Annotated in this window: 9 protein-coding genes and 1 pseudogene; 4 read left to right on the top strand and 6 right to left on the bottom strand. The window is 49.4% G+C overall.

Features of this window, described 5'->3' with window-relative positions; translation table 11 throughout:
- Positions 1 to 5: 5 nt before the first annotated feature.
- The 6 genes from RW092_RS08965 to RW092_RS08940 all read right to left on the bottom strand — a co-directional run bounded on the left by RW092_RS08965 (position 6) and on the right by RW092_RS08940 (position 8,352).
- The gene (locus RW092_RS08965) at positions 6 to 632 is read right to left on the bottom strand and encodes a YIP1 family protein (protein ID WP_085278340.1); all 627 of its coding nucleotides are present in this window, start codon (positions 630 to 632) and stop codon (positions 6 to 8) included.
- Positions 629 to 2,086 (bottom strand): hypothetical protein, encoded by a 1,458-nt coding sequence (locus tag RW092_RS08960; protein ID WP_139817474.1) that lies wholly within the window; start codon positions 2,084 to 2,086, stop codon positions 629 to 631. The genes RW092_RS08965 and RW092_RS08960 overlap by 4 nt, the downstream gene beginning before the upstream one ends.
- A gap of 21 nt (positions 2,087 to 2,107) precedes the next feature.
- Positions 2,108 to 2,974, bottom strand: coding sequence for a carbohydrate ABC transporter permease (locus RW092_RS08955; RefSeq protein ID WP_176221893.1), 867 nt, complete (start codon positions 2,972 to 2,974; stop codon positions 2,108 to 2,110).
- A gap of 14 nt (positions 2,975 to 2,988) precedes the next feature.
- The gene (locus tag RW092_RS08950) at positions 2,989 to 3,951 is read right to left on the bottom strand and encodes a carbohydrate ABC transporter permease (protein ID WP_085278343.1); all 963 of its coding nucleotides are present in this window, start codon (positions 3,949 to 3,951) and stop codon (positions 2,989 to 2,991) included.
- A 3-nt stretch (positions 3,952 to 3,954) separates the two neighbouring features.
- Positions 3,955 to 6,873, bottom strand: coding sequence for an extracellular solute-binding protein (locus tag RW092_RS08945; protein WP_316010020.1), 2,919 nt, complete (start codon positions 6,871 to 6,873; stop codon positions 3,955 to 3,957).
- A 99-nt stretch (positions 6,874 to 6,972) separates the two neighbouring features.
- Positions 6,973 to 8,352: an ABC transporter substrate-binding protein gene (locus RW092_RS08940; protein ID WP_316010019.1), complete on the bottom strand. Its 1,380-nt coding sequence runs from the start codon at positions 8,350 to 8,352 to the stop codon at positions 6,973 to 6,975.
- A 296-nt stretch (positions 8,353 to 8,648) separates the two neighbouring features.
- Here RW092_RS08940 and RW092_RS08935 point away from each other — a divergent pair, with 296 nt between their 5' ends.
- The 4 genes and pseudogenes from RW092_RS08935 to RW092_RS08920 all read left to right on the top strand — a co-directional run.
- Entirely contained in the window at positions 8,649 to 9,347 is a 699-nt protein-coding gene (locus RW092_RS08935) for a helix-turn-helix domain-containing protein (RefSeq protein WP_316010018.1), read from the top strand.
- A 225-nt stretch (positions 9,348 to 9,572) separates the two neighbouring features.
- Positions 9,573 to 11,351, top strand: coding sequence for a DEAD/DEAH box helicase (locus RW092_RS08930; protein WP_316010017.1), 1,779 nt, complete (start codon positions 9,573 to 9,575; stop codon positions 11,349 to 11,351).
- Positions 11,352 to 11,357: 6 nt separating this feature from the next.
- Complete coding sequence (locus RW092_RS08925) at positions 11,358 to 12,317, top strand: YqhG family protein (RefSeq protein ID WP_085169780.1); 960 nt, start codon at positions 11,358 to 11,360, stop codon at positions 12,315 to 12,317.
- Between the two features lie 84 nt (positions 12,318 to 12,401).
- Positions 12,402 to 13,027 (top strand): annotated as a pseudogene (locus RW092_RS08920) (hypothetical protein); the annotation flags it as partial.

Raw genomic sequence — 13,027 nt, 5'->3', positions numbered from 1 at the left:
CCTCCTTAAATTCTCATCACCAATTCTTGATAAATGACGGATACGAAGGCCACGATTTGCTGGACCAGGCTGAAGAATAGCAAACAGATAAAAGCCATAAACCCCATAGCCACCAGGGTCAATAGAATCGTTCCCATCGTTTTGGATGGGGAGAACTGATGCACCGTCATATTTCCGATAAACAGCAAAAATATAAACCAGAGCAAGGCAGCCGAATTGGAAAAGTGAAAAAAAGCAGCTTCTTCCAGCGATATCAGATTACTCAGCCAGATCCATGGAAATTGGATAAGGATCAGCGGCAGGAGTGCAAAGCAAGTCGAGGTGAATATTTCGACAAATTTCCCTTCTCCATCCATCAAAGTCGTCAATGACCAATTCGCCACGCACCAGAACAGCACCGGGATAATCACATAAAGAACTTCCATGATGCTGTTCATCTGTTCGGGATTGTAAATATTTACAATAAAACCGCGATATTGACTCCCTAAGATGTTGGTTAATACAAGCAACAACAGCACACCGAAGGAAATCATTAGCGTAAACTTTCGGTCAAGGTTATATTTCAGATCCCAAAAGCCCTCAAAGGGATGGATAATGAGCCGCAAGGGGAAGCGGTACCAGTCCTTATTCACACAGAAGCCCCCTTTTTTCTGACGGTGATTTTGCGAACTCTTACGAACGCATAAATGCTACATATGGTCAGTACGCAAAGGGTCATGATCCACGGAAAATGCTCTCTCATAATCTCCTTGCGATAGAGCAGGAAGGCTTTCGAGTAGTTCCTGGTGTCCATGCTACGCTTAAAGTTCTTCATGGCTTCCTCATACTCTCCCTGCCGCAACAGCGCCTTGCCGATCCCTGCGTATGCAAATTCCAGATTGGCATTCCTGGTGATCGTTTGACTGAACAGCTCGTAAGCCCGCTCTTCCTCACCACGGTAGTAACTTTTGACCGCTTCATTTAAGGTGCGTCCATATTCCGTAGAGCGAAATACGGTAATCTCACCCAGTGCCTTATCCAATACAAGGAAATCATCGCCAAGCCGTTCGATGGCAACAGGCGTATGAAACTGACCCATTTGATTACCGATCCCGCCAAACACATACATCAGATGGCCGTCCCCGGTATAGGTAAATACCCGCCCTCTTGTCGCGTCAAGGACCGAATAGATCTCGCTATCTGACACATCAACATCAATCAGTCTGGGTGGTCCTTCCTTGCTGCGGTAATAAATATCACCTTGCGGGTCGAAGTACCCTGTTCTTCTTAAAATGTCATTGCCTTGTGCATTAAGCTTCTTAATGTTGTCTCCCCATTGATCTGCATTCGTTGCATAAATAAATCCTTCTGAATCAATATCCAGATTGGTAAATTCCGTAGGAGTAAACATCACCATCTGGCTACGCTGGGTTTTGGTTGAAATTTGCTTCCAGAAATATTCGATAGGATCAACATGAACACGGTTCGCACCGATGAAGGAGGTAAAACTTCCTTCTGCATTAAATTCCATAAATCCGTCAAAGACGCCACCAGCCATGACGTAAATCCGTTTTGCCTGATCCATCACCACACGGAGCGGCTCAAACTTAAAATTATCTTTTATTAGATCAGACTCCGGGGAATCAATCATCTTAATCAGTTGAAAATTAGAATCCAGGTGAACCACCCGGTTATTTCCCGTGTCCGCGATGAGTACATCCCCTTGATCCGAGACGAAGATGCCTTGCGGATTTTTAAATGTATCTGGCACTCCATCCTTTATAAAAGAATCCAAAATGGTGACCATCTTCAACTGATCATCCAGAATGACAACTCGGTTGTTCCCAGAATCAAGAATAAAAACCTGATTGTCTCTGGTAACATGTAAATCGTTCGGTTCCTTGAATTGCCCCGTCCCCAATTCCAAACCACTGAACAATTCCGTTGCCAAATAAGCATGTGGCGCTGGAGTCGCATCCTTCCAGTATGAGAAATTATAAGTATCCTGTTCCCCCTCGGCACTGGCCTGCCCAGCCAGAGAACCGACTCCCAGCATACAACAGATCCATATCACTAGAGGCGCTTTCCACTTCTTCACGATGTTCATCACTTGAGACATGCCTCCTTCCTAATCCTTCATTCCGGAAGTCGCCATCGTCTGCATGACGCTACTCTGGGAGATGACAAAGAGCGTAATCGGAACGATCATCAGAAGTAATGCAACGGCTGCCGCAACACCAGCTCTTGCAATTCCCCCTTCTGTAATCTGTCCCAACGCAAAGTGCAAGGTTTTCAAATTCTCACTATAGATGAAGTTGCCTCCATTACTTCCCCACAAGTAAGGGAACTGTAAAATCATCAATGTCAACCAGGCAGGTTTCACATTCGGCATAACGATCGACCAGAAGATGCGATACTCACTGGCGCCATCAATTTTGGCCGCTTCAAGCAAAGCGTCAGGGATTTGTTCCATAAATTGCTTCATCAGAAACAGCCCCAAAGGAAATGCCAAAGCGGGGACGATGAGCGAAGCATGAGTATTAATCCAGCCCAGCTTAGACATGACCATGTAGTTCGGAATCGCAGTCACGTGAGGCGAAAACATCAGCGCAAGTACGACAATCGAGAAGAGCATTTTTGAACCCGGAAACTGATACTTGGCCAACGGATAAGCCGCTGCAGATGCCAGCAAGATATGACCGGCCGTGCCGATCAAGGTAATGAAAAAGGTGTTCGCAAAATAACGAGACAACGGAACCCAGGAATTCCCCATTAACGCAATCAAGTCCAGAAAGTTATCGATAGTTGGATTCCTTACGAAAAATCGCGGAGGAAATATAAACAATTCGTCCAGCGGTTTAAACGCGTTATTCACGGCATAGATCAAAGGAAGGGCCATAAAAGCGCCGAACAGCGTGAGAAACGCAAACAGCAAGAAGTTAACGGTCAAGGAGCGATTCAGCGTTCTTTTGATCCGGAACTTATGAAGGATCATTTTGGCTGTCAACGTTACTCACCTATCTTTCTCAACATTTTTTGCGTTAACTTGTTCGTTCCTACCATCAGCAAGAACAGGAAAGTCGCAATTGCCGAGGCATAGCCTAATTCAAAGCGAATGGTACCATAGTCCATCAGATGGGTAACTATCGTGTGTGCCGCATAATTTACACTCGGAAAACCGGCTAGAGCGATGGAGATTTCCGCGACGGCAAAAGCAGTCGTAATCTGCATGACGGCCCCAAACATAAGCTGCGGTCTCATCGACGGTAGCGTAATATACCACAACTCCTGCCAGCGATTCTTGATGCCATCCATCGCTCCGGCCTCAATCAGCGATTTGTCAAGGGTTTGCAGACCGGCGATAAACGCCAGAAAGCTGGTTCCCAGACTCAGCCAAAGCTGTACGATGATGACGATCCCAAGAATGTATTTCTCATCGAGCAGCCATTGAATCGGCTCCAGAATAATGCCAATTTTCATCAGGAATCCGTTTAAATACCCGTAACTATCCCCGGAGAAAATGATGAGCCAAATAAAATACACGTTACCGGATATCGAAGGAGCATAAAAGATCAATGTCATGATCGCTCGCACTTTTGGCGATAGCTCATTAATAATCCAGGCAAATACAAAGCAAGCGATATAACTGATGGGGCCCGTAATGACCGCAAACATCAATGTATTCTTCAAAGCAATCAAGAAGATATCATCGCCCAGGAACAATCTGGAGTAGTTCTGCCAACCGATAAACCTTGGAGCTTCCAGCATGTTAAAGTAAAAGAAACTAAGAACGAAGGAAGCGACAACCGGGATGACGGTGAACAGAAAGAAGATGATCATAAATGGGCTCATCAGCACATAGTAATGTTTGCTTCGTTTCAGTTCCCTTTTGAGGTTGACCCAGCGATTCTTCTTCTCTTTGCTATGAGGTGTGAGGCTCTTCGCGGTTTGAATGGCTGATTCTCCTTGCATCGATTACCGAACCTCCCTGCGAATCGGCAAATTGAACTCCTTCCGCTTAATCTCGATTTCATCATTGATATACAGGATATAATCAGATAAAGCCTCTCGCGGATTTTCGTTCGCATTGACCACTTTTCTAAATGCATTGTCCAGATGTCTTCCTGTGAAATAACCTCCTGGTACCTGCGGAATACCTCGCACCCACTTCCACTGGTTCTCCAGATTGCGGTAATCCTTCATCGGCCAAGGCAACTCTTCAAGTGCATGGAAATTGGCCGTCGGATAACGGGCAGCCTCCCCCATCAACCCTTCCATTTCGCGCCCATAAGCGATTTGAATGTCTTTTGAAGTCCACCATTTGATAAATTCCCATGCTTCTGTCTTGTGACTGGAATTCTCAAGAATCATGACCGCCGTGGTGTGACTGGCCACTTCATGATTCACGGCGCCATCCTCACGAACCGTCCCCGGAACCATGGTAAAGTCCCACAGCCCCTTAATCTCCGGAGCCATGACGGTCAGCAGGTTATACGTTGTATAATCCGCAATCCCAATCGGCATCTCGCCTGTCCGAAAACGATTGGGAAAGTCCGCCTGCAGCGGGAATTTATAACTCGTATAGAACTGCGTCCACTGCTTGAAGGCTTGCATGGAAATATCCGAGTCGAGCGCACTTTTCGTATCCTGATCACGATAAAACTCCCCGCCGTTTTGATATAGCAGCATGGCAAACGTTGCATTCGGAACCAAAGTCGCGTTCGGCCTTGCATTAATCGCTTCCAGCGGCAAGTAAAATTCCATATTATGCTTTTGAAGAACGGAAATCATGTGGTAGACATCTTGCCAGGTTTCAGGCGGTTCTAATCCCAGCTCTTTCAAAATATCTTTGCGATAGAACAGCATCGGGAAGATCTGTTGCTCCGGCAAGGCGTAGATTCCCCCGTTGTACTTATAAGGTTCTAGTCCACTGTCACGGAAACGGGTGGCCACTTTCTCGAAATCGTCGAATGTAGTCAAGTCGGCTGCTGCACCCCGCATCGCATAGTTGACCGGTACATCCTCACCGATTTGCATCGCCACATCTGGCCCTTCTCCTGCAAGGGTCGCAGGAAGAAGAATATTTCCTGGAACTAACCGCAATTTCACGGGAATGCCTGATTCGGGTGTAAACGTATCGTCAATTAATCCTTTCAACACCTGAGCCTGATCGCGTCCCGTCGTTACCCATACAGTAATTGCATCTTTACCATCTCCGGTGTTGCCAATTGTATCGTAATCCTCGGTGTACGAAGCTACATAGGCGCCTAACTCATGTTTGGCAACTTCGATCAACGAGGCATCGGCCTTCGGCAGTTTTTGATCCGGTGAATGAATGATCAGATAATCCAGCAAGAGAGGTTGTTCCTTCACCGTCAACATCCAGGTGCCAAGTCCACCTACGTTCACTTTATACGTATCCAGCCGCTTGGCGATCGTCTCAGGTTGATCCACAAACTCCCTCAGTTGCCGCACCATCGTATGCAAAACAGCCACCTTATCGCTTCGTTGTCCTGTGGCTTCTTCCAAATAATCAGCTACACTCTGAATGATCTCTGCCTGATGACTGAACACCTCAATCATATCGGGGATTCGTTTCTCCAACTGATAATCCCGATACTTATCCGGCTTGTTTGAAGTAATCATGAGTATTTTGCGGTACATCTCATTGAGTTCCAGAACGCTGGACTCAATTGTTTGCAACAGGGGAGCGATGTCGCCAAGGGATACCATCATTCGGAGGGTATGTGTTCCCTTGGTCAAATGAAATAGATAAGGCTCCTCCTCGCCCAGGACATTCATTTGCCAGTCCCGGCTATATTGGAAACGAATTCGCTTCATTTCATGAAAAGGATACTCACCGTCAATCATCAGGCTTCGAGTGGCATAGACACCGCGAAGCTGGTTTTGTTTCTGCTTTAAGGCAATCTGATATAAACCGTCTTCTTCCACCTCGAACTCCCACTCAATCCATTGCCCTGGAAGTTTCCAGTTGACTCCCCCAATCGTATTCACTCTCATTTTGGAGACATCGTAGGGTTCAACGGTCGGGCTAGAGCGGTCAGACAACGGATACAAGGTGGGAGACGATTTCCGTACCGCATCTTCCGCCTGGATGACAATGTATTGACCTTGAGCTGGCTTCACGCCGTCGCTCTCATAATCTTTCGTTAATTCCTTGTACGTTTTATGAACTGGGCTCTGATATAACTCGATATAATCAATCGCCATCGGTTCTCTCAAGGACGTTAGTGAAAGCTTTTGCTTGCCCTTGTCGAAATAAAAGGAATAAGGCTCATCGTAGTAGCCATATCTGTCATGAAATGATGCTAGCTGCCAGGCAGGCTGTTCGACCTGTCTTGGTCGTAAATCATTGCCCCGGTTATCCCGTCTGATTTCTTGGTCACGATTGCTCCATATCCTGTCAAACAGGATGATCTCTGCCTCCTTGAAAGGAACTACATCGTTAATGGCAAACTGTCTTTCGATCGCTGAGCTTTTCCCTTCCATCGGGAAATAGTGGATGCGAACATGATATAGTCCAGGTTCATCCACATCGACCTCCCAAGATATCGCTCCTGTCTCCGGGGTAATGACCGCTGTTCCGTTCAAACCATGCAGATGGTTAACGATCTCGAAGCCTTCTCCATCGGTGTGTACAAAAGATTCACCCTCGATCCGGATGATACGGTCCGGACGCTTCGCAGAAGCATAGTTTTCCAGATACTGAATGTACCCGTTATTTCCTTCCGTATTGGTGATCGCGATAAAGTCGGCAGAGGCTTGAACATAGAACCTTGTTCCCGAATCAGCAGGATAAACGGCCCAAAGAAATAAAAAAAATATGGCGGTGACGAGTATGGCGCTGCCAAAGCGCTTCTTTCGAGTGTTCAATGGCTCCCCTCCCCAACATTAATCCATCTAGCGATCGTCCCTGTAGCAGAGAAGTACTCTGTACAAGGACGAACCTTTCAACACATGACCGACCAAATATTAAGGACCATATACTTCGTCGATGGCTGATTGGAAGGTTGCTTTATATTTTTCAACGAGGGTGGATACAGATACTCCCTCATTCAGCTCGGCCACGAATTCCCAATACGGAAGATTTGGATAAGCTCTATGATCCAAGACGATCAGGTTTTCCACTACTGTACGGGCATTGTTAAGGTCATCCTCCGTCGTAAATGCCGTCTCAAAGTCCGCTTGATCCGGGTAATCATAGATGGAATCGATGTCGTTGATTTTCTCCCAAATATAGAGAAGTTGTTCCGGATTGCTGACCGTTTTAGGGATCGTTAAAGCCTGATAGTCCCCCTCAAGTGAGTGGTACGTTTTTGCACTTGGCCCTTTAGGAAATGGAACGAAGCCGATATCATAATCTGGCATATCTGTCTTAATCCCGCTCAGTTCATAGAAAGCACCTGCATACATCAGCGTATTCCCCTGACGGAAGAACTGGCCTGGTTCTGTCCAGTCCCCGCCTTCCTTGGGTCGTCCAACTTTCTCGGTATTTAGCCTAGAGACAAAATTAAGCGCTTCCAATGTAGCCGGATCATCAAGGATTTGCTTGTCTTCTCTGGTCAAACCCGTGTTATTGGAATATAGGGCATGCTCGATCAGGGAAGAGCTCGCTAACCCCCAAGTATCCAGCTTACCGTCGTTGTTGGTATCCTTGTTCGCGCTTTTGGCCACTTCAATAAAGGTATCCCAATTCCATGTATCCTCATTAACATATTCTTGAAGCGGTTTGAGCCCCAACTGATTCATCAGCGTGCGATTGTAGAAAATTCCTTGCACCAAATTTCCCCGTGTCTCGCTAAATCCATATCCTTTTCCTTCATAAGAGAAGAATTTAGTGGGTAACTGGTCAAAAGCCCGGGTGTTCTTGGTGTACTGATCCACAGGCCACAGCAAATCCTGTTTGACCAGCATTGGAATCGTATAGTTCTTGCCTAATCGCACAATATCGCCAATCGGTTCACCCGCGATAAGAGAAGCTGTCACTTTATCTTGATACTCTCCGAAATCAATAGGCACATATTCTACCTTGAAGTTATGCTTCTCCATCAAGGCTTCCAGGTTCTTCTTGCGCTGAATATTGTCCGGATTATTCTCCGGGATGGTCATATCCCACCAGGAAACGATCTTGATCGTTTTGCCCCCTAAATCGAATTCCATCTCCGGTGTTCGATAAACCCCCTCTTCTTCCCCCGTGTTTGCACCATGATCGGTACCCTCATTCGTGCTCTCATTAACACGATTCGTTCCGGGTTCAGAAGCATTTTGAGATCCATTGCCTGCCCCTCCGCTACATGCGGAAAGAATCAACAACAATCCCAAAATCAAAACCATTACTTTGCGAACACGCATCTCTTATCCCCTCTCCAAGTTTAGTAATGATTGGTCCATATTCACCCATAGTGTAGCCCTTACATTTCGGAGCAACAACCGGGGGAAATCGAGATTTTCCACCTGTGCAACGTTAGATAGCAAGCGCCAAGCTGACGAATCGAATTCCCGCTGTGCCAAAGAGTAAAGAACGGGTAGAAATCTAAAAAATGGTACATTGTAGAGTGCATGAACTGAAGACATAATGAAAGCGTAATCATAAACAGTGCAACTGCTCTTTAGGCCGATGTGCTGAATCGAATGGGGAGGGAATGATGATGATGAAGGCGCTCTATATCCATCTAAATTGCTCAAGCCATAGCGACTTCCTTCACAACCTTGACTGGCATAAATACGGGGTCCATTGGGATCGTTGTGAACATGATGGTGACGCCTTGATGGATTTACTCCAGGAAACCCCTTATTCACTCGCCATGATTAATTTAAACGGAAATCTCTACAGAGGTCTGGAATGTTGCAGACAAATTCGACAACAGCACCACTTCCCTATTATTGTCATTGAGGACTCCTTGGACTTTATGATCATTCGTAAAGCCCTCAAGCTTCGGGTTAGCGACTACTTGCCAAGCACCTTGCCTGCGGAAGAGTTGATGCAGAGCGTAACCAAAGTATGTGCGAAACACAAAAAACATAAGGACGATATCATTCATCAAGTGAAGAAGTATGTGAACCAACGGCTCCATAAAAATATCACGCTAAAGGAAATATCCGACCGCTTCCACTTCAACCGATCCTATCTGGGGCAGAAGTTCAAACTTCATGAAAATATGAGTTTTAATGAATACTTGTTCATTCAGCGTATGGAGAGAGCCAAATGGCTGCTAGCCAACACCGAACTTAAAGTCTACGAGATAGCAGGTGAGGTGGGTTATACGGAAATTGACTGGTTCTACAAGCGTTTTAAAGCTTATACCGGTGTAAGTGCCAACGAATATCGGAAACGTGTAGCAAGTTAGTTGAAACATAAAATAGACAACTTTAGTTGCCGGTCAGGGAGAGGGCCTCTGGCTGGTTTTTTCATGCGCTAATCCCCGCACCTAACCATCCGAGGTTATGAACTCCTTCCTTTTCGTCCATACTACACCTACGTCTGCAATTTAAGCACAAGATCTGCCAGATTCGGATCTTTTCTCTCCGTAATCGAGCCGACAAATACGCACCGAAAGGGAGGTTTTACAACTATGAATCCTCATCCCTCCGGCCCTTCCCCCCAACCGGCCGCGTTGCCAGACCTGCACGCCCCGATTCCCATCGACTTCGACCGGAGCTGGTTCAACGAACTTAAGACCCGGCATCAAAAGGGCGGCCCCTGGGACGATTGGAAGCTGTTTAACCTTGCCCTTGAGGCCGAATCCGCTTCGCTTGTCACAAGCTTTGAGGAGATGCAGTGCCTAAAGCATCTGCACAACGTCACGCCGCTGCCCCATCAAACCGAAACCGCTCGCAAAGTCCTGTTCGAGATGCGCGGACGGGCTATTTTAGCCGACGAGGTGGGGCTTGGGAAGACGATCGAAGCGGGCTTAATTTTAAAGGAATATATCGTGCGCGGATTAGTGAAAAAAGCGTTGATCTTGGTGCCGGCCTCCTTGGTGCTGCAATGGGTTCGGGAGCTAAACCAGAAGTTCGGCATTCCGGCCGTTGCCCAGAAGAAGGAGCATTCTTGGCACAACGACGTGGTGGTTGCATCCATGGACACGGCAAAGCGCGACCCGCATAAGAACATTTTGCTGAACAACGAATATGACCTGGTGATCGTGGACGAAGCCCATAAGCTGAAGAATAAGAAAACGTCAAATTACCAGTTCATGCTGCAGCTGCGAAAAAAATATTGTCTGCTCCTCACCGCCACCCCGGTGCAAAACGACCTCGGCGAGCTGTTTAACTTGATCACGCTCCTGAAGCCGGGACAACTGGGCGGTCAAAGCGAGTTTGCCGCCAACTTCGTCGTTGACAAGCGGCTGCCGAAGAATGAGGAGCAGTTGAAGGATGAGCTGGCCAAGGTCATGATCCGTAACCGGCGCGGCGACGGAGAGTTGGAATTCACCAAGCGGATCGTCCGCAACATCGATGTGGAGTTATCCCCTGAGGAGAAGAATCTGTATGATGGGGTCACTTCCTTTGTCAAAGACCAATATCAGGCCAACGGCGGCGACCTGAACAGCATGCTGTCCCTTGTCACCTTGCAGCGCGAGGTGTGCAGCAGCCGCGACGCTGTGTTTGTCACACTGGTGAACTTGTCGAAGAAGCTTGCTCCAGACTCCCCGATCCGCGACCGGATATGGGATCTCGTCGACCTGATCCGTCAGATCAAGGCCAATAGCAAAGCGGAGAAAGCGATGGAGCTGATCCGCGAGATGAACGACAAGGTGATCGTGTTCACCGAGTATCGTGCGACGCAGGAGTATTTGCTGAAATACTTCCGCGAGCGCGGGATGACGGCGGTGCCGTATCGGGGCGGAATGAATCGCGGCAAAAAAGACTGGATGATGGACCTGTTCCGCGGCCGCGCTCAGGTCATGATCGCTACTGAAGCGGGCGGCGAAGGGATCAATCTGCAGTTTTGCCACCAGATGATCAACTTCGACTTGCCGTGGAACCCGATGCGTGTGGAGCAGCGGATTGGCCGCGTCCATCGTTTGGGGCAAACCAATGACGTCCATATTTATAACCTGTCCACCAAAGGCACGATTGAAGAACACATCCTTCACTTGCTGCATGAGAAGATCAATATGTTCGAAATGGTCATCGGCCACCTGGATGTGATATTGGAACGGTTCGAGAAGCAGCATTCCCTGGAAAAAAGCCTCTACCAAATCATTCTGGAATCCGGCAGCGACGAGGAAATCGCCAGCCGCGTCGATTCGCTGGGACGCGAGTTCGATACGATTAAATCCGAGCTGGATGCAGAAGCCGAAGACCGCGGGGACAGCGGCGGCCTGCAGCAGCTCTTGGGAGGTTAAACGGTTATGTCGATGACCCGAGAGCAGATTCGCGATTTTGTGATGACTTATTTGGAAGCGACGGAATGCCAGTTTCTCGAAAAATCGCCCCATCACGTCACGGTGAAGCTCTCCCCCCGCGCCGACCGCGATTTGACGAACCGCCCTTATTATTGGGGGTTCATCGATCGGACCGGAGCGGAGCCGGAAACGATGTCGTTTTCGTTTATTTTTGACCCGGAGGCGCATCAAGCGGCTGAGAAAGCGAAAGCAGCTCAAGAGCAGGCGAACGCCGGGCAACCGATGGAAACCGCCCAGGAGGACACCCTGCTGGGGCGTTACTTTGGCGCGGTCCGGCCGCTGCCGGTGCTTGGCCCCGGACGGATTCAGCGCGAAGAGCTGGCGTTTGGCAGCCCGCGGCTCAAACAGATTTTTGAGGCGGCGCGAAAAGGCGGCCGCTACGTGTACTTGTTCGAGGAGCCGGGGCCACGGCAGCGAACCGCCCTGCTGCCCGCCGCCTATGAGCCGTGGCTCGGGGTTTGCTTTAAAGTGGAGTTCTGCTGCGATATGAAGCGGGAGGAGCTCCATTTTTACGGAGTATCCTTGCAGTCTGGTACGGTCGATGAATCGTTTCAGTCGCGGATCGCGGGCAAACCGCTGGTTCCCCGATTGCCGGAGAATATCCATATCGAGCCTACCCGGCTGTCCTTGGATGCCGGTCGCTTGGCACTCGAGCAGCGTCTGACCGAACGGATCCAGGCCTACGACGACAGCTGGGCGAAGGAAGCCCGCGAACGGCTGAGCGATGAGCTGGCGCTGATCGACGCCTATTACAAGGATCTGATCAAGGATCCTGAACCCGAGCGGGCACAAGGCGCAACGGAGCAATATGAAGCGAGACGGGAGGAAATCCGCTGGCAATACGAGCCGAGAATTGTCGTATCCGCCTTGGGCTGCGGCATCTTTCATCTGCGTTCGCCGAGGTGACGACAAATAGACGGATCTCGCTAAAAGACCGCAAAAATAGAAGCGGCTGGCCGCCCATCCGCGCGACAGGTTGTAACATCCTTTTTGAACCGGCTTCGGTACAATGGACAAGCCATCGAAATCTACAGGCCTAGGTGCCAAACGAATTGCCAGGGAGGCGATCTCATGCTGAAACCGCGTTATTCCCGAACCAACCTGAAGAAACGATCGATTACTTGCAAAATTCTCTTATGCGCAAGCATCTTATATAGTGCAGCCAGCACAGCGGGAGGGCTTGGCGGCCTGGGCGCAGCGGCCGCCGAAGGCACAGGCAGCGCGGCCGGCGCGTGGACGGGGACGGTCGCGCTGGCGACGCTGCGGGCCACGGCGGATACGCCAGCGCCGGAGGCGCTGCGGCGCTTTGCCGCCGAGGCCATCGACAAGCTGGCCCAGTCCGAGCCGTTTACGGCTTGGGCTGGCGCCGGCGCCGCCATCGAGCCGCTGGGACCGGGCACGCACAGCTGGCTCGTCACCGTAGCCGCCGGCGGTGCGGCTGGAACGCCGCGCGGCTACCTCATCATCTCCGCGACAGAGAGCGGAGATTACAAGCTGGTCGAATACGGAATGGGCGCTTATTCCGTATTCGACCCGGCGCTGCTCGAGGCCGCCCTGCGGCAGAGCGGCCTCGGCGCAGCCGCTGCGGGACGCGTGACCGCCGTCCCGCTCTACGC

The sequence above is a fragment of the Paenibacillus sp. 3LSP genome (genome assembly GCF_032465655.1).
Lineage (GTDB): Bacteria > Bacillota > Bacilli > Paenibacillales > Paenibacillaceae > Fontibacillus > Fontibacillus barengoltzii.
The sequence above is the reverse complement of the archived record's forward strand: the minus strand, read 5'-3'. Positions and strand labels throughout refer to the sequence as shown.